This is a genomic window from Streptosporangium sp. NPDC049046 (assembly GCF_040649155.1).
GTDB lineage: Bacteria > Actinomycetota > Actinomycetes > Streptosporangiales > Streptosporangiaceae > Streptosporangium.
The window spans coordinates 56,261-78,992 of the sequence record NZ_JBEZEZ010000025.1 but is presented as its reverse complement, the minus strand read 5'-3'; the positions used below and the strand labels follow the sequence as shown (position 1 = coordinate 78,992).

The following is a 22,732-nucleotide window of genomic DNA, read 5'->3' as shown; positions in this document are numbered from 1 at the left end:
TGGTGGTAATGTCGGCGAGATGAATCGGGAGCGGCGAGACCGTCTGCGGGACGCGGCCATCGAGGTGCTCGCGGAGAGCGGGGGGCGCGGCCTCACCCACCGGGCCGTCGACGCCGCCGCGGCCACCCCGCCGGGCACCGCGAAAAACTACTTCCCGACCAGAGACTCCATGCTGCGGGCGATCGCCGAGCGCTGCGTCGAGTTGTACCACCAGGTGCCGGGAGGGGAGCCTGTCGATCGGGACGGGCTGGTGGCCATGTTCCGCGGGCTTCTGGAGAACGTCGCGGGTCCCGGCCGTTCTCGCCTGCTCGCCTACCTGGAACTCCAGGCGGAGGCGGCGCGCAGGCCGTGGCTGGCGACCATACTCGACGCGATCGCGGCCACCGACTTCACCGACTTCGAGCGGGCCCAGCGCGCCGCCGGGTTGCCCGTCACCCCGCGTCGCGCCGCCGCCGTCACGCTGGCCCTGCACGCCGCCGTCTCGCACCTGCTGGCGGACGGTCACGACACCCTGGCCGCCGCCGGGTTGAACGATCTCGATCGGTTCGTCCGCGATCTCCTGGACACGGTCTACGGACGGGAGTCGGAGCCGCCGGAGGCGACGTAGGCGGCGTTGAGTCGCTCGAACGCGCCCGGGCCTTCGTGCGGCTTCGGCGGGGCGTCGAGGTGGCGGACGCGGAGCTCGTCCATGAGTTCCTCGACGAACGCCGGCCCCTCGTCGCGCATGAGCTGCTGGCGGCTGCGCAGCTCGGCGCTGCCGGAGGTCCAGTCGAGGCCCCAGTTGCCGAGGGCGTAGATGATCGGCAGGGTCTGGATGCCGGATTCGGTGAGGCTGAAGCGCGCGCGCTGCCCGCGGCCCGCGGCGCCGCGGGTGAGGATCCCCGCGTCGATGAGCCGCTTGAGACGGTCGGCGAGGATGTTCGAGGCGATGCCCTCGATCGACCCGGTGAGCAGCGCGCGGAAGTATCGGCGGTCGCCGAAGATGATGTCGCGCAGCACGAGCAACGACCAGCGATCTCCGAGCAACTCGACGCCTGCGTTGATCGGACAGCCGGACCGTGGTTCCACGACTCCTCCTTGACGGTTGTTTCGTTGCCAATATAGTAGTTGCAAAATGCAAGCACTATGGGAAGGAGGAGCTGATGGGTCGCTTCCTCTATTGGATGAACGTGTCCCTCGACCTGCGGATCGAGCAGGTTCCCGGGGACAACGGCGCCGGCGAGTGGCTGCGCATCGGCGAGGAGCTGCACCGCGAGTTCAACGCGCGGGCGCGGGAGCTCGCGGTGATGGTCCAGGGCCGGGTCATGTACGAGACGATGGAGGAGTTCTGGCCGCGGGCGCGCGAGGACGCGTCGCTGCCGGACTTCCTGCGTGAATACGGCGAGATCTGGACGGCGGCCCCCAAGGTGCTCGTCTCCCGTACCCGCCACAGCGCCGATCACGACACCCGGATCATCGGTGGGGACGACGCGATCGAGCAGCTCGCCGCCCTCCGTGACCAGACCGACGGCACCATCGGTGTGGGCGGCGCGGCGCTCGCCACGCAGCTGCTCCGGGCGGGGCTGCTCGACGAGTTGCTGCTCTTCACCCATCCGGCGATCCTCGGCTTCGGCAGGCCGCTGTTCGACGACTACGACCTGCCGATCGATCTCGACCTGCTGGAGCAGCGATCGTTCGACCAGGGCGTCACGATGCATCACTACGCCATCCGGGACGCGAAGGAGACGGGCTCGTGCTGAAGCAGGTCGCGGAGGGGGTGTGGGTCCACGAGAGCGAGTTCGTGCAGACCAACACCGTTGTGGTGCGGGGCAGGGCCGGTGTGCTGCTCATCGACCCCGGCGTGACCGGCTCCGAGCTCGACTGCCTCGCGAACGACCTTCGCGAGGCGGGCCGGCCCGTGGTGGCGGGGTTTTCCACGCATCCGGACTGGGACCACCTGCTCTGGCACGCCGGGCTCGGCGAGGCGCCCCGTTACGGCACGGCGCGCTGCGCGGCCACGATCCGGGAGCAGCTGTCGGAGGCGGGTGCGAAGGACCGCATCGCCGACCACCTGCTCGAGACGGAGATCGCCGGGCAGGTGCCGATGGACCTGCTCGGCCTCATCACCGGACTGCCCGCGGAAACCACGCGGATCCCCTGGGACGGCCCCGAGATCCGGATCATCGAGCACCGGGCGCACGCCCCGGGCCACGCGGCGCTGCTGATCGAGGAACGCGGGGTTCTCGTCGCCGGCGACATGCTGTCCGACGTCCTGGTCCCGATGCTCGACATGGAGGGCACCGCCGACCCGATCGAGGAATACCTCACCGCGCTGGACCTGATCGAGGGCGTGGCGGACGGCGTAGACGTCGTCGTCCCCGGCCACGGGTCCGTCGGCGGATCCGACCAGGTGCGGGCGCGGATCGACCTGGATCGGGCGTACGTACTCGCGCTGCGGGACGGCCACGTCTCCACCGACCCACGGGTCGGTCCGTCGGCGAAGCCCGGCTGGGAGTGGGTGAGCGACGTGCACGAAGGACAACTCGAACGCCTCGCCCGACGAGGCGAGCGCGAAGGAACGCCCCGCTAGCGACCGGTGTGCGGCACGACGCCAAGGTGGCGAACTTCGCGTCAGTCGCGCACGTCGCGACCGCAAACACGATCGGGGCGAGCTCCAACTGCTGCTGTATCCGTATTCGCACCGGACGCGAGCGGACGGCACCCCGGACGCGTGAACAGCGCCGGATGCCGTCTGCAGGTCACCGCCACCGGGGATCTCGACATTCGCGGAACACGTCGTTCTCTTCGTCGGCTCACCTCTTTCTCGGTGTTGCCGGGAATCGACGACGAATAGCCGGTCGAGGCGCGTCAGCGGAAGTCGTCGGCGTGGTCGGCGGCCCACTGCCGGAACGGGGTGCCCGGCCTCCCGGTGAGTTCCTCCACGGTGGAGGTGACCGACTCGGGGAACATCGCCATCTGGGCGTGCCCGTCGATCAGTCCCTTCGCCGCCGCGGGCGGCCAGCCCCGGCCGACCAGCTCGCGCAGCGCCTCCTCGGGCGGGAGTTCCTCCCAGCGGACCGCCCGGCCGACGGCCTCGCCGATGGCGGTCACCTGCTCGATCTGGGTGAGGGTCTCGGGGCCGCTCAGCACGTACCTCGCTCCGGCGTGGCCCGTGCCGGTGAGCACGCTCACCCCGGCGGCGGCGATGTCCCGCTCGTGGATGAGTGCCCTGGTGGCCCCTCCGTACACCCAGCGGACGGTGCCGGTGTCGCGGATCTGCGAGGCCCACATCAGGGTGTTGGCGGCGAACCCGCCGGGCCGCAGGAACGTCCACTCGGGCCCGGACCGCTCGATCAGCCGCTCGATGCGGGCATGGGAGCCGAGGATCGAGTTCGGGTCCGGCTCGGGCGTGCCCGGTGCGGGGTCGGGGACACCGCGTGCGGAGAGGTAGACGACGTGGCGGGCGTGCTTGGCGATCTTCTCGATGGTCGAGGGTGCCGCGTGGTCGGCCGAGAGGGTGGGCCAGACGAGGAACACCGACTCGACCCCGTCCAGGGCGTCGTCCAGCGTGGCGGGGTCGGCCAGATCACCGCGTACGACCTCGGCGCCCTTCGGGAGGGCGGCGGAGGTGGGGTCACGGGTGAGCGCGCGTACGGGGAGGCCCGCGTCGAGGAGTTGGGTGACGGTCTGCCCGCCGACCTTGCCGGTCGCTCCGGTGACCAGAATCATGCGGATCTCCTTCGTGGGTGAGGATGTCCCGACCAGCTTGCGACCTCATCTTTGGTTGAGGTCAAGCGGTAGGGGGTGCATGAGCGCGTTGCCGCTCTGGCCGAGGTCGGGCGGGGGAAGGCGTGTGAGGGTGTCGCGTCTTCGGCTGCGGTCAGCGGAAAGTCCTGGCCGTGGTCGGGCGGAAAGTTCTGGTCGTGGTCGGGTGGAAAGACGTGGCCGTGGCCGGGCGGGAGGTCTTGGCCGTGGTCAGGCGGGGAGGAGGCGCAGGAGGGCGTTGCGCGGTCCCGTCAGGGGGTGGTTCGAGAAGCGGGCCATATGCCGCGACATCGTCACGAGACGCTGAGCGGGCTTTCTGCGCCTGGCGTCGTACGCGCGCAACGCGGTCTCGACGTCGTCCGCGGTGCGGAGGCAGTCGGTGAGAGCCACGGCGTCCAGCAGGGCCTGGCACGCGCCCTGCCCGAGGGCCGGTGACATGGCGTGCGCCGCGTCGCCGACCAGGGCGACGTTGCCCGTCACGAAGGATCTCAGGTGCGAGGACAGCTCGTGGATCTCGTGCCGCAGAACGGTCTTCTCGTCGGCTTCGGCGAGGATCTTCGGGATCGGGTCGTGCCAGCCGGTGAAGCGGGCACGCAACTCGTCAAGGGTCTCCCGGTGGCCCTCCGGTGTCGCCACGGCGGCGTACCAGTTGGTGGACCCGGGTTCCTGGGGAGTGATGCCGAACACCTGGCCGGGCCCCCAGGTCTCACCGCGTAGGTCCGGCTCGAACCCCACGACGCCCCGCCAGGCCACGATCCCGGTGTAGCGCGGCCGGACGGCGGTGCCGAAATACGCCGTGCGGACCGTGCTGCGCAACCCGTCGGCCCCCACCACCAGGTCGTACTCTCCGCGTAGCGCCTCCGGATCGGTGATCTCCGTGCCGGTCGTGATCGAGGCGTCTCCCGCGGCGTCGAGCAGCATGTCCATCAGGGAGATCCTGGACAGCATCAGGACCGGCGCGCCGCCCTTGCGCTCGATGCGCTCCAGCGGGAGGTCGGCGATCCTGCGGCCGCCCGGCGTGCGGATCTGGGCCCGCCGATAGGGGACCGTACGGCGACGGAGCTCCTCGTCCAGTCCCAGCCGCGCGAGCGCGGCCTGCGCGTCGGGCCGCACCCCGAGGGCCGTGCCCTGAGAGTTGATCTTCGGCCAGCGTTCGAGCACGCGCACCTCCCACCCGATGCCGCGCAGCCCGATGGCGGTCGTCAGGCCGCTGATCCCGGCCCCCACGATGGCGGCTCTTCCCCTCATGCCCTGCTCCCCTCTAATCACCACAGCGGTGGTGCCACGTCTGTGGTACCACCGCTGTGGTGAATCAGGCAAGTGGGGGCGAGCGGAGTGAGGCGTCGGGATCGACCGCGGCCGGTTCCCGGTTCACCGGCCGCGGTCGGTCTCTCGTCGTGATCACCGCTTTCCCGCTGTGATCATCCGCTCCTCGTGGTCATCGCTCCGGTCGCGGTCGACCTCTTGTCGCGATCATCCTCTTGTCGTGGCCACCGCCTCCCCGGCGGGCTCGTCGCCCTCGAGGACCACGGCACCGCTGAACTGCGCCGAGTACAGGCGGTGGTAGGCGCCCCGCGCGGCGAGCAGCTCGTCGTGGGTGCCCTGCTCGACGATGCGGCCCGCGTCCATCACCAGGATGAGGTCCGCGTCGCGGATGGTGGACAGCCGGTGGGCGATGACGAAGCTGGTGCGGTCCGAACGGAGCGCGGCCATCGCGTGCTGCACCAGGACCTCGGTGCGGGTGTCGACCGAGCTGGTGGCCTCGTCCAGGATGAGCAGCGACGGGTCGGCGAGGAAGGCGCGGGCGATGGTGATCAGCTGCTTCTCCCCGGCGCTGACGTTGCCCCCCTCGTCGTCGATCACGGTGTCGTAGCCGTCGGGCAGGGAACGGACGAACCGGTCGACGAACGTGGCCCGTGCGGCGGCCTGGATCTGCTCCTCGGTGGCGAGCGGATTGCCGTAGGCGATGTTCTCGCGGATGGTCCCGCCGAACAGCCAGGCGTCCTGGAGCACCATGCCGACGTGCGAGCGCAGGTCGTCGCGGCGCATCGCGGTGACGTCCACGCCGTCGAGGGTGATCCGTCCGGAGTTCAACTCGTAGAAGCGCATGACGAGGTTGACCAGGGTGGTCTTGCCCGCGCCGGTCGGACCGACGATCGCGACCGTGTGCCCGGGGTCGGCCACCAGGGACAGATCCTCGATGAGCGGCTGCTCGGGGTCGTAGCTGAAGGACACGTGCTCGAACTCGACGCGGCCCCGCCTGACGGTGGGAGGCACCGGGGCTGCGGGATCCGGTGCCTGCTCCTCGGCGTCGAGCAGCTCGAAGACCCGCTCGGCCGAGGCGACCCCCGACTGCATCAGGTTCGCCATCGAGGCCACCTGGGTCAGCGGCTGGGTGAACTGCCGCGAGTACTGGATGAACGCCTGCACGTCACCCAGGCTCATCGACCCGGTGGCGACCCGCAGGCCGCCGACGACGGCGATGGCGACGTAGTTGAGGTTCCCGATGAACATCGTCATCGGCATGATGATCCCCGACACGAACTGGGCGCCGAAGCCGGCCTTGAACAGCTCCTCGTTCCGCTGCCTGAACACCTCCTCGACCTCGGGACGGCGTCCGAACACCTTCACCAGCTCGTGACCGGTGAACGCCTCCTCGATGTGGGCGTTCAGACTGCCGGTGTGGGCCCACTGCGCGACGAAGTGCTTCTGCGAGCGCTTCGCGATCAGCGCGGTGACGAACATCGTCAGCGGGATGGTGATCAGGGCGATCAGCGCGAGCAGCGGCGAGATCACGAACATCATCGTCAGCACGCCGATCACGGTCAGCAGTGAGACCAGTAGCTGGCTCATCGTCTGCTGCAGGCTCTGGGAGACGTTGTCGATGTCGTTGGTGACCCGGCTGAGCAGCTCGCCGCGCGGCTGGCCGTCGAAGAACCGCAGCGGGAGCCGGTTCAGCTTCTCCTCGACCTCCTCGCGCAGCCGGAACACGGTGCGCTGCACCACGTCGTTGAGCAGGTAACCCTGGAGCCAGCCGAAGGCCGACGCGGCGAGATAGACCCCCAGGACCCACAGCAGGACCGTGCCCAGCGCGCCGAAGTCGATGCCCCGGCCGGGTACGAAGTCCATTCCCGAGAGCAGGCCGGCGAAGTTGTCGTTGCCCGCGGCGCGGGCGGCGGCGATCGCCTGTTCAGGGGTCGTCCCGGCGGGCAGCTGCCTGCCGATCACCCCGGTGAAGATCAGGTCGGTCGCGTGGCCGAGGATCTTCGGTCCGAGGACGTTCAGCACCACGCTGGTCACGGCGAGGGCGATCACGACCAGCAGCTTCGGGCGGTCGGGGGCCAGGCGCCGTAAGAGCCGGCGCGCCGACGGCCCGAAGGTCATCGATTTCTCCGCGGGCATCCCGGCGGCCCCCCCGAAGGGGCCGCGCCCGAAGCCTCCGACGGGCATCGGGGGACGCGGTCGCGTGGTCGTCATGGGCCGGTCGCTGCTCATGCTGCGGCCTCCGAGGCCAGTTGGGATTCGACGATCTCCAGGTACGTGGGGCAGGACTCGATCAGCTCGTCATGAGTCCCCAGGCCGACGACGACACCGTCGTCCAGCACGATGATCTGGTCGGCGTCGGCGATGGTGGAGATCCGCTGGCCGACGATGACGACGGTGGCATCGGCGGTGTGCGGGCGCAGGGCCGCGCGCAGTCGCGCGTCGGTGGCGAGGTCGAGAGCCGAGAACGAGTCGTCGAACAGATAGATCTCGGGCTTGCTGACCAGCGCCCTCGCGATGGCGAGCCGCTGCCGCTGCCCGCCCGACACGTTCGTGCCGCCCTGCGCGATGGGTGCCTCCAGGCCCTCCGGCATCGCCTCGACGAAGTCACGGGCCTGGGCGACCTCCAGCGCCTCCCACAGCTCCGCGTCGCTCGCGTCCGGGTCGCCGTAGCGCAGGTTGCTCGCGACGGTGCCGCTGAACAGGTACGGCTTCTGCGGCACCAGGCCGATGCGCGTCCAGAGCATCTGGGGGTCCAGGTCGCGGATGTCGACGCCGTCGACCGACACCGTGCCGGAGGTGGCGTCGAACAGCCGGGGGATCAGCGAGATCAGCGTCGTCTTGCCGGAGCCCGTACTGCCGATGACGGCGGTGGTCTGTCCCGCGCTCGCGCGGAAGGAGACGCCGGACAGCACCGGTGCCGCCGCGCCCGGATATCGGAACTCGACGTCACGCATCTCCAGCTCGGCGCGCCCGCTCACCTGCCGTACGGGGTCGTCGGGCGGTGTCACCGACGAGTCGGTGTCGAGCACCTCGACGATGCGCTCGGCGCAGACCGCGGCGCGCGGGATCATCATCGAGATGAAGGTGGCCATCATCATCGACATGAGAATCTGCATCAGGTACATGAGGAACGCGGTGAGGGCGCCGACCTGCATCTCCCCGCTGTCCACCCGCGCGGCGCCGAACCAGAGGACCGCGATGCTGGAGATGTTGAGGATCAGCATGATGGTGGGGAAGATGAGCGCGGTCAGCCGCCCGACGCGCAGCGACGTCTCGGTCAGCGCGGTGTTGGCGTCGGCGAACCTGCGGGTCTCCTCGCGCTCGCGAACGAAGGCGCGCACCACGCGGATGCCGGTGAGCTGCTCGCGCAGCACCCGGTTGACCTGGTCGATGCGATCCTGCATCGCGCGGAACTGGGGGACCATGCGGACGCTGATCAGGCCGATCGACACCAGCATCGCGGGGACGCAGACCAGCATGAGCCAGGACAGGCCGAGGTCCTGACGCAGGGCCATGACGATGCCGCCGACGCCCATGATCGGCGCGGCGATCAGCATCGTGCAGGTCATCACGACGAGCATCTGGACCTGCTGCACGTCGTTGGTACCGCGGGTGATCAGCGAGGGGGCTCCGAACTTGGAGACCTCCCTCGCCGAGAACCCCCCCACCCGGTGGAAGACGGCCGCGCGCACGTCACGCCCGAATCCCGTGGCCGTGAGGGAGCCGTAGTAGACCGCCGCGATCGAGCAGGCGATCTGCACGAGGGAGACGAGCAGCATCCAGCCCCCGGCGGACAGGATGTAGCCGGTGTCGCCGGTGGCGACGCCCCGGTCGATGATGTCGGCGTTCAGGCTGGGCAGGTACAGCAAGGCGATGGTGCCGACGAGTTGCAGCACCACCACGGCTGTCAGCGCCCACGAGTAGGGGCGCAGGTATGTGCGGAGCAGCCGGGTCAGCATGAGGGCTCCTCGCGTGGGGTGGCCGGGCGAGGAGCGTCGTGCCGGGGATCCGGCCGTCGTCGGCCGGTCGCGCTCGTCGCCCCGGTAACCGGGATCATGAGGGATCTCCTTCAGGGGAATGGTGGGAATCAGCCTGCGAGGTGAAGCTCGGTTGAGGTCAAGCCGAGGAGGACGTCGAGGCAGGAGGAAAGGGTCGAGGTAGGACGGAAGGACGGGAGGTCGCGTTCCCGGCTCGTCGGAGCCGCCAGGGCCGGGGCCGCCGAGGTCGGGGCGGTTGGGGGCGGGTGCCGGGAGCGTCGGAGTGCCGGGGGCGCCGTGGGCAGGGTCGGGGAAGCGGCTCCGGTGGGTGGGCGGGAGGTCGGGAAGAGGTTCCGGGGGAAGGCGGGAGGTCAGGGAAGCGGTTCTGGGGGAGCGGCTGTGAGGCGTACTCCGTCGAGCAGCATGGAGACGACCTCCGAGGCGGCCAGCGGATCGCTCTCGACGAGCCGGGGATGGGTGCACGCGATGACCAGCAACTGCAGCCGGCGGGCGGCCTCGCCCGGTTCGCAGCGCAGCCGTTCCCTGGCGGGTTCGATCAGGCCGGTGAGCGCCTCCCTGATCAGCGCGCTCTCCTCGGAGAGATCTCGGTGTTCGTGACCGGCCTCGATGGCCTTCATCCCTATCGCGTCCACCAGGCGGAAGATTCGCGCGGTGCGCCGCTGCAGGATCTCGACCGCCTCGACGAGCCGAACGTCCAGGGGGGCCGTACGGTCGATCGTCTTCAGCTCGCCCAGTAGCGAGGAGGAGTCGAAGGCGCTCGCGATCGCCACGCTCACGAGCTCGTCCTTGGTGGCGAAGACCCGGAAGATCGTTCCCTCCGCCACCCCCGCCGCCTGCGCGATCCGCCGGGTGCTCACGTCCGGCCCCTCGGCGAGCACGAGCGACAGGGTGGAGGCGATGAGAGCCGCGCGCCGCTCGTCGGGGGGGAGGGGGGTGGCACGCTGGGAGGTCGATGTCACGTCGGCATCCTAGCGAATGAATGAGTGAGTCGCTCACTCATTTAAAGCGGTCCGGCTGTGAGGCCCCGGCACGACTCGCTCCAGGTGGTCCGGCCGTGAGGTGTCGGCTTGTGCGTTCGGGGTGGCGGGGCTTCGGTGTGGCTCGTTCGAGGTGGTCCGGCTGTGAGGTGTCGGCGTGTGCTCGTTCGGGGTGGCGGGGTGGCGGGGTGTCGGTGCGACGTGCGGAAGGTGCGGTGGGGGCTTCGGTGCGGTGCGGACGCCGGGGCCTGTGGGGGTGCCGGTTCGGGGATGCGGAAGGTGTGAAGTGGGGCCCGTGTGAAAGAAGTGATCTTTTCTGCAGAAGTTGGCCGTATTTTTCCGGCAAATGTAGGAAAAAGCAGCTAGAAAGCCCGTCTTTCACCCGATGCGCTGGTCGTCGCCTGCGTTCTAACGTCGTCTGGCAGACATCCTGACATCCCCGCGACAGCCGTCTGCCTGTCGGCCAGGAGAACACCCGATGCCCCGTGCCCTCGCCCACCGCCCGTGGGTGCCCGCCACCACCGAGGATCGCGTCCAGTCCGTCCTGAAGGCCGTGACGGACCAGACGGCGTCCTCGGTCCAGAGTGAGATCGAGCGGCTGGTGGCCGAGAACCACCGCATCCACGACGTGGAGTCGATCAACCTCAACCCGGCGACGAACATCATGAACCCGAGGGCCGAGGCCCTGCTCTCGGCCAACCTCGGGTCGCGGGCGTCGCTGGGGTACCCGGGCGACAAGTACGAGATGGGCCTGGAGGCGATCGAACAGATCGAGATCGTCGCCGCCGAGCTGGCCGCGGAGGTCTTCGGCGCGGGCTACGCCGAGGTGCGCGTCGGCTCCGGAGCACTCGCGAACCTCTACACGTTCATGGCCGTCTGCGAACCCGGCGACACGATCATCGCCCCGCCGGCGAGCATCGGCGGTCACGTCACCCACCACCAGCCCGGCGCGGCCGGCCTGTACGGGCTGAAGACCGTTCCCGCCCCCGTCACGTCCGACGGCTACACGGTGGACGTCGACGCCCTGCGCGAGCTCGCCGTACGGGTACGGCCGAAGCTGATCACCATCGGCGGCAGCCTCAACCTGTTCCACCACCCCGTGGCGCGCATCCGCGAGATCGCCGACTCGGTCGGTGCCCGCGTGCTCTTCGACGCCGCCCACCTGTGCGGGATGATCGCGGGAAAGACCTGGCCGCAGCCGCTCGAAGAGGGCGCCCACCTGATCACCATGAGCACGTACAAGAGCCTGGGCGGTCCCGCGGGCGGGCTCATCGTGACCGACGACGCCGAGCTGGCCCAGCGGCTCGACGCGATCGCCTACCCCGGGCTCACCGCGAACTTCGACGCGGGAAAGACCGCGGCGCTCGCCATGACGATGCTCGACTGGAAGGCCGCGGGCCCCGCCTACGCGCAGGCGATGGTCGCGACCGCGCGAAGGCTCGCCGACGAACTGATCGCCCTCGGGGTCCCGGTCTTCGCCGCCGAGCGCGGGTGCACCCGTTCCCACCAGTTCGCCGTCCTCGCCCACCGCTACGGCGGTGGTCAGCGGGCCGCCCGGCGGCTGCGCGAGGCGAACCTCCTCGCCTGCGGCATCGGCCTGCCGTTGGAAGCGGTCGAGGGGGACGTGAACGGCCTGCGCATCGGTACGCCGGAGATCGTCAGGCTCGGGATGACCGAGGCGGACATGCCGGAGCTGGCGTCGTTCATCGCCCGGGGCCTGGACGAGAACGTCGACCCGGGAACCGTGGCGCCGGAGGTCACCCAGTGGCGGAGCCGCTTCTCGGGAGTGCGCTTCACGGTGGACGACCCCGCCTGAGGAGGGCTTGACCGGCCGTCCGGGGCCTTTCCGTAACGGCCGGGAACACCGCCGTCCGGGAGGCTCGGCTCACTTGATCATCAGGGCTCTTTTCCCGCCCGTACCCCGGCCCGCGTGTTAACGGGACGGAAGCCGGGGTAGGGCGGGCCGTGCGCCCGTCACCGCGCGCCTTCCCCCGTGGGAGGTCCGATCCGCGCCGGTGGCCGGTTCGTGTCCGGGGCGTGGCCTTACCGGCCCGGCATGAGAGGAGAGCACGGTGGCCGAAGAGTCGGATCTGATCCTCGACCTGGTGTGGCAGGAGTTCCACGAGGTCGTGAACATGACATCGGAGGAGCTGAGGGCCTTCCTGCTCGCGTCGGCCTCGGCCTCACAGGACGCGGCCGCCGTGAGCCCCGAGGCGGCCATGCCGCCGCTCGGGCGCCAGGTGCTCCAGGTTCTCGGCAAGCGGAAGGCCGACCTGACCACCGACGACATCGAGACGATGCGCAAGGCCGTCGACCGCGTCGAGGACACGCTGGCCGAGGGTACGGTCGACGAGGACGACGACGACCGGCGACGGGCGCTGCTGGAGGTGGGCCACAACCCGCTCAGACCGTCACGACTGGGAGGCTGACGCATCGGCAGGAAGCCGGAGGCTGGCAAGGCGGGAGGAAGCCGGAGGCTGACAAAGCAACAGGAAGCCTCCGAACCCTCCTTGATCGAAATGGAGACGCCGTGAACGCGCCGACGACCGCAAGGGTGGAGCTGTTCGCCCATCCGGCACTCTTCTACCGGGGCTTCCGGCAGTATCTGGACGGTACGGTGCCCTTCGTCCCCGAGGGCGTCGAGGCCGGAGAGCCGGTCGCGGTCGCCGTGCCGGGACAGAACCTGAAACTCATCCGGGCGGAGCTGGGCGAGGCGGCCGACGAGGTGCACTTCCTCGACATGGAGGAGGTCGGCCGTAACCCCGGGCGCATCATCCCCGCCGTCCTCTGGGCCTTCGCCGACCTCCACCCGGGCCGCCGGGTCCGCATCGTCGGCGAACCGGTCTGGCCGGACCGGCCGCGGACGGAGCACGACGCGTGCCTGTTGCACGAGGCGCTGATCAACCTCGCCTTCTCGGGGCGGGACGCCGTCATCCTGTGCCCGTACGACCTGGACGGGCTGGACGCCGAGATCATCGAGCTCGCCGAGGCGGCCCATCCCGTTCTCGTGGACGGCTCGGGACCGCGTACCAGCACCGGTTACGCGCCGGAACGCGTCATCCGCAAGTGCGGCGGGCCGTTGCCGGAACCGGAGGACGCCGACGTTCTCCCCTTCGGCGGCGAGGACCTGTGGCGGGTGCGCGCCTTCGCCGTCCGGTACGCCGAGCGGGCGGGCCTGTCGGGGGTGCGCCTGGAGGATCTGCGGCTGATCGCCAGTGAGCTGGCCGCCAACAGCATCGAACACGGGGGCGGCTCCGGGATCCTGCGGATCTGGACGGAAGACCGCCGGATCGTCCTCGACGTCAGCGACGCGGGCCACATCGTCGACCCCCTCGCGGGACGCCGCCCGGCCGACTCCCGGCAGCGGGGCTCGCGGGGACTGCTCGTGACCAACCTCCTCGGAGACCTGGTCCGCGTGCACACAGGGGAGGGCGGGACCACCGTCCGCGTCTGTTTCGACACCCCCTGAGCCGCCTGTTTCGACGTCCCCTGAATCGGCGTCCGCGCCTGTTCCGGCATGCCTTGAACCGGTGTCCGCGCGTGTCCGGCATTCCGAAACCGCCGTCCGCGAGCAGTCGCCTCCCTGGAACCGGCCGGAACCGGCCTCGCGCGGTCCCGCTGCCCGTCGCTCCCGTGAACGTTCAGTGGCCGCCGAACCAGCCGGGAACGTCGAGGCGGAAGACCTCCTCCGGGGTCACGGCGCGCAGGTCGGACTCCAGGGCACGCAGCCGGTCCTCGCCGATGGTCCTCGCCCAGCTCGCGCGCAGGTCCTCGAAGATGCGCGCCGACCGGACGAGGCTGTCGACGCCCCGCTCTGTGAGCCGTACGATCTTGCGGCGGGCGTCGCCGGGGTCGGAGCCGCGCTCGACGTAACCCAGCTGCTCCAGGGTGTCGACCGTCTTGCCCGCCGCCTGCTTGGAGACGCCGAGCCGTCGGCCGAGTTCCACCGCGGTGGTGCCCTCGGGGCCGATCGCCTGCAGAACGAAGCCGTGCATCGGTCGCATGTCGGGATGCCCCTGGCGGGCGAGCTCCGCGTGGAGTTCGTCGATGAGCACCCGGAAGCCGAGAAAGAGCCGGAGGGGGAGCTCGAAGCCCGGAGGGTCGGTCGCCACGTTCTCCTCCTGGCCTCGACGTTTCGACAATGGTGTTGTCGAGCTTAGGGACTGCCGCCGTACCTTGTCATCCTCGGCTCATCCGCAGCGCGCTCACCTGCGGTGCGGCGGGAGGGCTTTCACGGTGCGCGTCCGTCGGGGCGGCGCCGGTCCTGGAGCCACTTGTCGGTCTGGCGGGTCGCGTTGGGCGCGCTGGGAGTGCCGGGAGAGCGTCGGGTGGCACGGGTCTCGGTCACGGTGAAGTCGGACACCACGTGCCGGTTGTGCATCAGGAAGCCGACGACGCCCGCGATCGCCTGCACGCTGTCGCTCGCGCGGGCACGTCCCGTCAGGAGGTAGACCAGCGGGGTGGACGGCTGGTCGAGGGCGAAATGACGATCGTGATGATGCGCGTCCTGGAGCGTTTTGATCGGGAGCGGCCGTGAGGTGGTGAACCACGCGGCGACCTCCCAGAAGGGGTGCGAGGTGTCGGGATCGATGGACTCCTCGTAGCAGGTCGTGCAACCCCGGCGAGCGTCCTGCCCGTGGGGGCACGCCCAGGCGGCGAGGTCATGCGGCATGCTGCGCTCGGACATGAGCCGACCGTACCTTCCCGTACCGAGAGACCGACGCTTCCACCGTTCCCACGCGCCGGGACACCATGTTCTCACCGGCGTTTTCACCGGTTCTCGGTGAGGATCATCACTTCTTCTCCGCCGCCGGAAACGGCCGAAGACGCCGCACCGTCCTCAGGGCAGGGCTTCGCACCCGGAGACGCGCGAGGAGGCCATCGCCGTGGGGCACCGCCCTCACGGGCAGGGCTTCGCACGCAACATCGTGGAACATCCCGGCCGCCTCCGCCGACCGGTACGGAACCGGTGGCTCCACCGGTCGCCGCCCGCTCGATCCGCTGCTCGTCCTCGGTGGACCTCCTGGCGGCAGGAGTACCTCAGGGCTACGGAATAGCTGAGTATTTCGCTGTTTCCGCAGCTCATCGAGGGGAAAGAATGATCTTGGCGGCGTTTCGCCGGTTCCGGGTCGGGCAGCGGATCGCTCTGGGTATCGAACGGGGGACGCATGGCGCGTGAGTTCGACGCGTCCGCTCACTACGGGCGGCGCATCGCCGACGTCCACGACGACGGCATCGCGGTGAAGGATCAACTCCCCGGCAGGGCTCCGGCGCTGCCCGCCGTGCGGGGCCCGATCACCTCCATGCTCTTCGAGAGGCTGGTACGACCACCACACCGCTTCGGCCTCCTCTCGCTCCCACTCCTGTCGTTCCCCGCCCGGTTCGCGGGCCCCGTCCTCATGGACGAGGACGTGCAACTGGCGCTCTTCGTCTGTTACGAGCTGCACTACCGGGGCTTCGCGGGGGTGGACGACCGGTGGGAGTGGAGCCCTTCCCTCCTGGAGGTGCGGGAGATCCTGGAGGCGCGGTTAGAGGAAGGACTGGCGCGGGCGATACCGTACCCACCCGCCTCGCGGCCCGAGCAGACCCGCCAGGCCCTCGCCGAACTCGTGGGCACGGCCGTCGACGGGCCCGACCTCGCGGGGTTCCTCCAGGGGCAGGCCGACCTGGAGCAGTTCCGCGAGTTCGTCGCGCACCGGTCGATCCACCACCTCAGGGAGGCCGACCCGCACACCTGGGCGATCCCCGGGCTGGACGGCCGCCCCAAGGCGGCGCTGCCGGCGATCCAGGCGGACGAGTACGGCGGGGGGAGCGCGAGGCGGACGCGCTCGGAGCTGTTTCGGGTCACCATGCGCGGCCTGGGCCTGGACGACTCCTACGGCGCCTACCTCGACCGGGTTCCGGCGATCACGCTGGCGATCTCCAACACCACGTCACTGTTCGGTCTGCACCGACGTCATCTCGGGGCGCTGCTCGGTCACCTGGCGGCGTTCGAGACGATCTCCTCGATCTCCAACCGTCGTTACTCCACGGGACTGGGCAGGCTGGGCGGCGACGAGGCCGCGAGGCGTTTCTACGACGAGCACGCACGCGCCGACGCCGTCCACGAGCAGGCCGCCGCGCACGACATGTGCGGCGAGTTCGTGACGCGGCACCCCACCCGGGTCGGTGACGTCCTGTACGGAGCGGCCTGCGCCCTCACCCTGGACCGGCTCTTCGCCGAGCACGTCATGAGCCGCTGGCGTCGCGGCGCCTCGTCGCTGCGAGAGGCCGGCGCGGCGGCGAAGTTGTGAGCACTCCTGTCGCGAGAGGTGGGTGTGGCGCCGAGGTCGTGACCACTCCCGCCGTGAGAGGCGGGTGCCGCGCCGAGGACGTGAGCGCTCCTGTCGCGAAAGGCGGGCGCGGCACCGAGGTCGTGACCGCCCCTGCTCAGCCGCCCGAGCCGCGCATGGCCTGGCGGATCACGTCGCGGGTCCGGTCCACGATCGCGAGAGGCGGCCCGAACAGCAGGTTCATCATCATCGACTCCGTACCGGGGTGCGGATGGGTCGGTGCCAGAGCCTCGGCCGCCTTCACCCCGGCCGCCATGGCCCGGCGCTCGGCCACGCTCGTGCGGGCGCGCAGCTGGGCGAACTCGTGGCTCTCCTCGGCGTGGGCGTGGGCGAGCACCGCCGCACGCAACACCTGGAGACGCGCGGAGAACTCGGGGTGCCCGGGACCCAGCTCCTCCAGGTCGACGAGTAACTGCTTCGCCTCCCTCTCCTCCGCGAGACGCTCGTCGACCACCTCGCCCCCGTCCTTGATCTTGAGACGCGCGTAGGGGTGCACGATCTCCTCTTCGGCGGTCTCGTGCACGGCGAGCATCCGTACGAGACGCCGGAAGGCATCGGCCCGCCGCGCCCCGGTGGGGGCCTCCTCGACCTCGTCGAACAGATTTCTGATCATCGCGTGCTGGCGCACCAGCAGGTCCACGACATCGTTCTCGCTCATCAGCTCGGGCATGGTCCGGCGGTCGTTCATGGGTCCCCCTTCGACTACCAGGTCGATTACCCGCACCCGGGCACCGAAACCCGGGGGACCGGCACCGCGAAGGCGGCGGCACGCGCAGGCGTACGCGGGGAACCTCGCCTCGCCACCCGGCGGGGTGAGCCGCCGTCAGACGGTGATCCACTCGGTGACGACCGTCGCGTCGCCGAGACGGCAGCGGAGGCTGAACGGCCCGGCGGGAACGTCGTCGTAGATGAACCTGCCCAGGTCGTCGGCCGTCAGCGTGACCGGACGACCTCCGAGGACCTCGACCTCAAGGGGACGCGGCGGCATCAGCTGGCCCACCACCCGGCCGCCGGCGGCGGTCACGGTGATCTCCAGGTCGACGGTGAGCCCCACGCCCTGGAAGGTGAGCATGCGCGGCTGCCGCTCCCCCCGCACCCGCGAGGATCCGCTCAGGGAGTCGAAGACCAGCTCGGCCAGCTCGGCGTCGAGCGTGCGCAGCGTGTACGCCTCGACCGCGATCTGCAGGAGCTGTGAGGGAACGGGGTCGAACAGCTCGATGGCTCGGCGCAGCTCCGCCTCCAGCTCGTCGTCACTCATCGGAAACCCCGTCCGCCCGGGAGGTCCACCCGGAAACCTCGCCTGCCGAGGAGGTCCACTCGGAAGGCACACCTGACAAGGTCCGCTCGGAAGGCACGCCCGAAGAGATTCCCCCGGAAAGCACACCTGAGGAGGTCCACGCGGACATCCCGTCCGCTCGGGAGGTTCACTGGAAACCCCTCCTGCCCAGAAGGACGCGCAGCCGTCGCAGGCAGCGCTGCCTGATCGGCCCGACGCTCCCGACGGCGATGCCGAGCGTCGCCGACACCTCCTGGTAGCTGAACGGCGGAGAGGCCGTGAGCAGCCGCAGCAACCGCTGGCAGCTCTCACCGAGCTCCTGGAAGGCCTGCCAGGCCGCCCGTGCCCGCTCCCGCTCCCGGGCGGCGTCCTCGGAGTCGATCAGCGCCTGCTCCGGCGTACGGTCGTCGGCGACGCGATCGAACATCTCCCGGTCGTCGCTCGGGGAGACCCGCCGGGCGGCCCTGATCACCTTGACGCACTCGTTGCGCGCCGTGCTGGCCAGCCACGCGCCGACCTTGTCCGGTTCGCGGATCCGGGTGAGATTCTGGGCGAGCCGGAACCAGGTCGTCTGGTAGACCTCCTGCGCGTCCGCGTCCCTCAGCCCGTGAGCGCGCACGACGGACCACACGAGCGGGCTGAGGCCCTCCACCAGGGATTTCCACGCGGCGGCGTCGTCTGAGTCCACCGCGGCGCGGAAGAGGATGCCGATCGAGTCTCGATCCACGGTGACGTCCCCTTGCTTTCTGGACTGTCATCGTACGTCGCAGGACCGATCCGCCCGCACTGGTTTTCAGGGCGTGGCCGGGACACTTTGTACGCTCCGTGGCGTCCAGGTGGCGGGGATGAGGGCCGGGGTGGTGATGCCGGACAGCCTGCCGACGGGGATTTCCTGCAGAAGCCTTCCCGCGGCCTCCCGGGAGCCGACCCCCGGGTTCCGCGCCATGTAATTGGCGATCATTGCGACCACGAGGGGAGCAGAGAAGGAGGTGCCGCTCCACTCCGCCAGGCCGTCGAACTCGACGCGCTCGCGGATGGCGTTCGGCGACGACGCCATCTTCTCGGTGAGCTCGCCCCGGTGCGGGGGGAACTGGCAGGTGCAGTCGTACAGGTGGCCGTACCTGCAGGCGGGGAAGGTGGAGTGCTGGTAGTCGTACGCCGCGGGAGTGGGGTCCACCGCGGTGAAGGCGCTCACCAGACGCTCACCGGGCGCGTACGTCGTCACCCACGGCCCGTGGTTGCTGAAGCAGGCGCGGGCCGTGCCGTCCTTCCTCAGGGCGCCCACCGACACGACGGCACCCGCGTAGTCGGGGTGGTCGGCGTAGGCGGCGGGCCAGAACCTCACGTCGTTGCCGTTGTTGCCCGCGGCCGCCACGAGCAGCGTCTCGGGGTGACCCAGCAGCGCGTCCATGAAGCGTTCGAGCCCGAGGAGCGCTTCCGCCCCGGTGCTCGGCGTCCCCGCCGACAGGTTGACGATGTCGGGCCACCTCTCCTCGGGCAGCATCCCCCCGAGCAGCTTGTCACCCAGCTCCTTCTCGCTGATCGCGCCCGCGTTGACGAGCGTCGCGTGCACCGTGACGTCGGTGTTGGGTGCGACGGCGCTGACCAGCCCGGCGATGAAGGTGCCGTGCCCGACGTACTGCTTGAGGATGCCCTCGTCGTCGAGCTCGATCTCCTTGCCCTCGCCCACGACGCGGTGCATCCACGGGTGCGAGCGGTAGTTCTCCACCAGCCCGGTGTCGACCACCAGGACCGACACCGGCGCGCCCCCCTCGCCGGCGAGTTCGGCCACCGCCGGGTTGGGCGACTCGCACCGGGAGATCGGCACCGGCTCGTCGCCGGGGCAGCAGTTCACCGCGATGGAGACGATGTGGTTCCTGGACACCATGGGGCGCCTGTTCTCGCGCTCCAGGTCCTCGACGGCCCTCAGCGCGTCCGACACGTCCCGGTCGGCGAAGCGCTCACTCCTGTCGGGCTCCCCGACCCGGATCCTGAGCACGCCGCCGGGACTCTCCTCCCGCTCCACCCGCACGCCCGCGTCCCGGTCGCCGCGATCCCTGGCGAACGCTCTCCTCACCGTCGAGGCGACCTCGTCGGCGTCCTCCACGCGGGCGAGGACGTAGCCCTTCTCGTAGAGGAACATGGGCTGTGACCCCTCGAAACCCGCCGCGAGCACCACCTCTCCCATGGCGTCCTGGATCTGGTCGAACTGTTCCTGGAACCTGTCTGGTGCCATACTCGCCATCCTGTTTCGCAGATGTCCTGACGTCGCCATGGGTTAAGAGCCACCGGATGCCTCACTGATACACCTTCCGAGCGATCGGCTCGATACGAACCGGGGGAGTCACCCGGCACGGACGAGCGAATTGCCCGGTAAGGAGAGGGGAGTCCGGAGCTGGACGGGGGGTGTTCTCGGGGAGGGCTCCGCGGCATGGACGCCCTGAACACACCACGTCTAACATCGATCCGTGACCGGGGGAAGCTCGCGGATCCCGCGGCCCGCGGGAGACCCTCTCGATCTGCTGCCCCTGGTGTTCGCCCGCCCGGCGGACGCGCTGGCCGGAGCGCGGGCCGTGCTCTCCGACTCCCCCTCCCCGCACGACGCCTCCGTCGCCCACCAGGTGATCGGCATCTGGCAACGCGACTTCGGCGACCTCACGGCGGCGATCGGCCACCTGAGGAAGGCCCGTGCCCTCGCCGCCAGGTCGGGCTCCGCCAACCGCGAGGCGGACGTGCTCGCCACCCTGGGAGCCGCCCTCATCCACGCGGGCCGCACCCGGCAGGGGCTGGCGGCGCTGGAGACGGCCGTCGAGAGGGGCAGCGGGATCACCGGCGCCCGCGTGCTTTTTCGCCGGGGCTACGTCTGGTGGGTGCTCGGCGGGCACCGCGAGGCGCTCGACGACCTGCGCAGGGCCATTCCCGCCCTGCGCAGGGCACAGGACACGATCTGGACCGCGCGGGCGCTCACGCTCAGGGCGACCGTCCACCTCGCGATGGGATCCGTCGAGCGGGCCGAGGCCGACTTCGTCGCCGCCGAGCGGTTGTGGGAGACCACCGACCAGGAGCACGACAAGGCCGACGCGGTGGAGAGCCGGGGGCTGGCGGCGTTCAGGTCCGGCGACCTGCCGGCGGCGCTGCGTCTCTTCGACGAGGCCGCGCGCCGCTACGAGGCCCTCGGCACGCCGATGTTCGTCCTGCACATCCGCCGGTGCGGGGTGCTGCTGGCGGCGGGGCTCGCCCGCGAGGCGCTGGAGGAGGCCGACACCGCCACCGAAGAGCTGAACCGGATGGGAGGTCAGACGACCCGCAGCGCCGAACTCCTCCTCATCGCCGCGCGGGCCGCGATCGCGGCGGGCGAGCCGCACGCGGCGATCGCCCGCGCGAGCGCGGCCATCCGGCTGTTCTCCAGCCAGCGCCGCGACTGGTGGCAGGCCCACGCCAGGCTCGTGCTCGTCCAGGCCAGGTTCGCGGCGGGAAAGGTCTCCGGCCGCTCGGTGCGCGACGCCGCCGAGGTCGCCCTGCGGCTGGCGGAGCTGCGTTCCCCCGAGGCGGTCCAGGCCTCGCTGCTCGCCGGACGCACCGCCCTCGCGCTCGGCTGGGAGGCCGACGCCGAACGGCACCTCGCCGCCGCCGCCAGGACCAGGGCGCGCGGCCCCGCCTTCGCCCGGGTGGACGGCTGGGTGGCCCAGGCGCTCAGAGCCGCCGCGGCGGGACGTACGCGCGGCGTGCTGGACGCCTGCCGCCGAGGGCTCGACCTGCTGGACGAGCACAGGATGACCCTGGGCGCCTCGGAACTGCGGGCGCGGGCGACCGCGCAGGGGGCGGAGCTGGCCGTACTCGCGCAGCGGGCGACCCTCGCGCGGGGCGGCCCCCGCCGCTTCCTCGACTGGAGCGAACGCTGGCGCGCCACCGTGCTCGCGGTCCCGCCCACCCGTCCCCCCGACGATCCCGAGCTGCTGCGCGACGTGACGGCCTTCCGGGAGATCAGCAGCCGGATCGACACGGCGAGGCCGGGCGGCGTGCCGGCCCCCGCGCTGGAACGCGAACAGCGGAGGCTGGAAAAGGAGATCCGCGCCCGGACGCTCCGCACCCGCAGCGCGGGCGGCTTCGACGGGCACCGCTTCGACGCGGGCCCGCTGCTCGACGGGCTCGGCGACGGATGGCTGATCGAGATCGTCGCCGTCGACGGCGAGCTGCACGTCCTGCTCTGCGGCAGGGGCCGGGTGCGCAGGTTCGCCGCGGGGCGGCTCGCCGACGCGGCGATCGACGCCGACCACGCCCGCGCCGGTCTCAGACGGATCGCGTACGGGGGCTCGGAGGACAGGCTGCCCGTCCTCGAAGCGGGCGGACGCCGCCTCCAGGAGTCGCTGCTCGGCCCCGCCGTACGCCACCTCGGGGACGGCCCCGTGGTCGTCGTCCCGCCGGGCAGGCTGCACGGCGTCCCCTGGGCGCTGCTGCCGGCGCTGGGCGAGCGGGTGCTGAGCGTCTCGCCCTCCGCGAACGCCTGGCTCCGCGCCCGGCGGATCGAACCGTCGCCGTCCAGGGAGCGGGTCGTGCTGGTGAGGGGGCCGGGGCTCGCGACGGGCGGCGCCGAGGTCCCGCTGCTGGCCGCGCGCTACGGGGAGGCGACCGTGCTGGAGGAGGGCACCGCGCTCGCCCCCGCCGTACTCGCGGCGCTCGACGGCAGCAGGCTCGCCCACATCGCCGCGCACGGCACCTTCCGCTCCGACAGCCCGATGTTCTCCTCCCTGAGGATGGACGACGGCCCGCTCACCGTGCACGACTTCGAACGGCTGCACAGCGCCCCGTACCGGATCGTCCTGTCCAGCTGCGACTCCGGCAGGCTGCAGCCGGTCGGCGCGAACGAGCTGCTCGGCCTCGCCACGGCGCTGCTGCCGCTGGGCACGGCCGGGATCGTGGCGAGCTCGGTGCCCGTCGACGACGAGGCCGTGGTTCCGCTGATGCTCGCCCTGCACGAAGGGCTGCGGCGCGGCCTGAGCATGGCCGAGGCCCTGCGCGACGCGCGGCTCGCGATGCCCGGCGACGCGCTCAACCGGGCGACCGGCTGGTCCTTCTCCGCCATCGGCGCGGCCTGAAGGCCCCGGCCGGGCGGGCTCCGGACCCTCACCCGACAGGCGC

Annotated in this window: 20 protein-coding genes; 8 read left to right on the top strand and 12 right to left on the bottom strand. The window is 70.8% G+C overall.

The genetic code is table 11. From position 1 onward, the window contains the following. Window positions 1-19: 19 nt before the first annotated feature. Window positions 20-607, top strand: coding sequence for a hypothetical protein (locus AB0B96_RS30300; RefSeq protein ID WP_362904094.1), 588 nt, complete (start codon window positions 20-22; stop codon window positions 605-607). On the opposite strand, the gene AB0B96_RS30295 is transcribed toward AB0B96_RS30300, so the two are convergent. Further along, window positions 571-1,068, bottom strand: a complete 498-nt coding sequence (locus AB0B96_RS30295; protein WP_362904092.1) for a helix-turn-helix domain-containing protein — start codon at window positions 1,066-1,068, stop codon at window positions 571-573. The two genes, AB0B96_RS30300 and AB0B96_RS30295, sit on opposite strands and share 37 nt — an antisense overlap. Before the next feature lie 74 nt (window positions 1,069-1,142). Between AB0B96_RS30295 and AB0B96_RS30290 the strand changes: the two genes are divergently transcribed. Continuing rightward, window positions 1,143-1,739, top strand: a complete 597-nt coding sequence (locus AB0B96_RS30290) for a dihydrofolate reductase family protein (RefSeq protein WP_350945612.1) — start codon at window positions 1,143-1,145, stop codon at window positions 1,737-1,739. Further along, window positions 1,733-2,569 carry an MBL fold metallo-hydrolase gene (locus AB0B96_RS30285; RefSeq protein ID WP_362904090.1) on the top strand — a complete coding sequence of 279 codons (837 nt, stop codon included), beginning with the start codon at window positions 1,733-1,735 and terminating at the stop codon, window positions 2,567-2,569. Before AB0B96_RS30290 ends, AB0B96_RS30285 begins: the two co-directional genes overlap by 7 nt. A gap of 278 nt (window positions 2,570-2,847) precedes the next feature. Here AB0B96_RS30285 and AB0B96_RS30280 read toward each other — a convergent pair whose 3' ends face one another. The 5 genes from AB0B96_RS30280 to AB0B96_RS30260 all read right to left on the bottom strand — a co-directional run bounded on the left by AB0B96_RS30280 (window position 2,848) and on the right by AB0B96_RS30260 (window position 9,967). Continuing rightward, window positions 2,848-3,708 carry an NAD(P)H-binding protein gene (locus AB0B96_RS30280; protein ID WP_362904088.1) on the bottom strand — a complete coding sequence of 287 codons (861 nt, stop codon included), beginning with the start codon at window positions 3,706-3,708 and terminating at the stop codon, window positions 2,848-2,850. Window positions 3,709-3,954: 246 nt separating this feature from the next. Further along, window positions 3,955-4,992: an FAD-dependent monooxygenase gene (locus tag AB0B96_RS30275; protein WP_362904086.1), complete on the bottom strand. Its 1,038-nt coding sequence runs from the start codon at window positions 4,990-4,992 to the stop codon at window positions 3,955-3,957. A 225-nt stretch (window positions 4,993-5,217) separates the two neighbouring features. Continuing rightward, a complete protein-coding gene (locus AB0B96_RS30270) occupies window positions 5,218-7,128 on the bottom strand; it encodes an ABC transporter ATP-binding protein (protein ID WP_362904084.1) in 1,911 nt (636 codons plus the stop codon). 107 nt (window positions 7,129-7,235) lie between these two features. After that, the gene (locus AB0B96_RS30265; RefSeq protein WP_362904082.1) at window positions 7,236-8,969 is read right to left on the bottom strand and encodes an ABC transporter ATP-binding protein; all 1,734 of its coding nucleotides are present in this window, start codon (window positions 8,967-8,969) and stop codon (window positions 7,236-7,238) included. 389 nt (window positions 8,970-9,358) lie between these two features. Beyond that, window positions 9,359-9,967 carry a helix-turn-helix domain-containing protein gene (locus tag AB0B96_RS30260; RefSeq protein WP_362904080.1) on the bottom strand — a complete coding sequence of 203 codons (609 nt, stop codon included), beginning with the start codon at window positions 9,965-9,967 and terminating at the stop codon, window positions 9,359-9,361. Window positions 9,968-10,463: 496 nt separating this feature from the next. Here AB0B96_RS30260 and AB0B96_RS30255 point away from each other — a divergent pair, with 496 nt between their 5' ends. The 3 genes from AB0B96_RS30255 to AB0B96_RS30245 all read left to right on the top strand — a co-directional run bounded on the left by AB0B96_RS30255 (window position 10,464) and on the right by AB0B96_RS30245 (window position 13,454). Continuing rightward, complete coding sequence (locus AB0B96_RS30255; protein WP_362904078.1) at window positions 10,464-11,801, top strand: aminotransferase class I/II-fold pyridoxal phosphate-dependent enzyme; 1,338 nt, start codon at window positions 10,464-10,466, stop codon at window positions 11,799-11,801. A 256-nt stretch (window positions 11,802-12,057) separates the two neighbouring features. Continuing rightward, window positions 12,058-12,414 carry a DUF3140 domain-containing protein gene (locus AB0B96_RS30250; protein WP_350945604.1) on the top strand — a complete coding sequence of 119 codons (357 nt, stop codon included), beginning with the start codon at window positions 12,058-12,060 and terminating at the stop codon, window positions 12,412-12,414. A 101-nt stretch (window positions 12,415-12,515) separates the two neighbouring features. Beyond that, complete coding sequence (locus AB0B96_RS30245) at window positions 12,516-13,454, top strand: sensor histidine kinase (protein WP_362904076.1); 939 nt, start codon at window positions 12,516-12,518, stop codon at window positions 13,452-13,454. 172 nt (window positions 13,455-13,626) lie between these two features. Here AB0B96_RS30245 and AB0B96_RS30240 read toward each other — a convergent pair whose 3' ends face one another. Beyond that, window positions 13,627-14,097 carry a MarR family transcriptional regulator gene (locus AB0B96_RS30240; RefSeq protein WP_362904074.1) on the bottom strand — a complete coding sequence of 157 codons (471 nt, stop codon included), beginning with the start codon at window positions 14,095-14,097 and terminating at the stop codon, window positions 13,627-13,629. A gap of 119 nt (window positions 14,098-14,216) precedes the next feature. Next, window positions 14,217-14,672, bottom strand: coding sequence for a hypothetical protein (locus AB0B96_RS30235; protein WP_350945601.1), 456 nt, complete (start codon window positions 14,670-14,672; stop codon window positions 14,217-14,219). A 481-nt stretch (window positions 14,673-15,153) separates the two neighbouring features. Here AB0B96_RS30235 and AB0B96_RS30230 point away from each other — a divergent pair, with 481 nt between their 5' ends. Continuing rightward, a complete protein-coding gene (locus tag AB0B96_RS30230; protein WP_362904072.1) occupies window positions 15,154-16,278 on the top strand; it encodes an iron-containing redox enzyme family protein in 1,125 nt (374 codons plus the stop codon). A 136-nt stretch (window positions 16,279-16,414) separates the two neighbouring features. Here the strand turns inward: AB0B96_RS30230 and AB0B96_RS30225 are convergent, their stop codons facing one another. From AB0B96_RS30225 to AB0B96_RS30210, 4 genes are all read right to left on the bottom strand, one after another. After that, entirely contained in the window at window positions 16,415-17,005 is a 591-nt protein-coding gene (locus tag AB0B96_RS30225) for a hemerythrin domain-containing protein (protein ID WP_362904070.1), read from the bottom strand. Between the two features lie 135 nt (window positions 17,006-17,140). After that, window positions 17,141-17,575, bottom strand: coding sequence for a hypothetical protein (locus tag AB0B96_RS30220; protein ID WP_362904068.1), 435 nt, complete (start codon window positions 17,573-17,575; stop codon window positions 17,141-17,143). A gap of 166 nt (window positions 17,576-17,741) precedes the next feature. Then, window positions 17,742-18,320, bottom strand: coding sequence for a sigma-70 family RNA polymerase sigma factor (locus tag AB0B96_RS30215; RefSeq protein WP_362904066.1), 579 nt, complete (start codon window positions 18,318-18,320; stop codon window positions 17,742-17,744). Window positions 18,321-18,386: 66 nt separating this feature from the next. Continuing rightward, the gene (locus AB0B96_RS30210; RefSeq protein ID WP_362904064.1) at window positions 18,387-19,829 is read right to left on the bottom strand and encodes a S8/S53 family peptidase; all 1,443 of its coding nucleotides are present in this window, start codon (window positions 19,827-19,829) and stop codon (window positions 18,387-18,389) included. Window positions 19,830-20,061: 232 nt separating this feature from the next. On the opposite strand from AB0B96_RS30210, the gene AB0B96_RS30205 reads away from it, so the two are divergent. After that, entirely contained in the window at window positions 20,062-22,689 is a 2,628-nt protein-coding gene (locus AB0B96_RS30205; protein WP_362904062.1) for a CHAT domain-containing tetratricopeptide repeat protein, read from the top strand. Window positions 22,690-22,732: the final 43 nt, after the last annotated feature.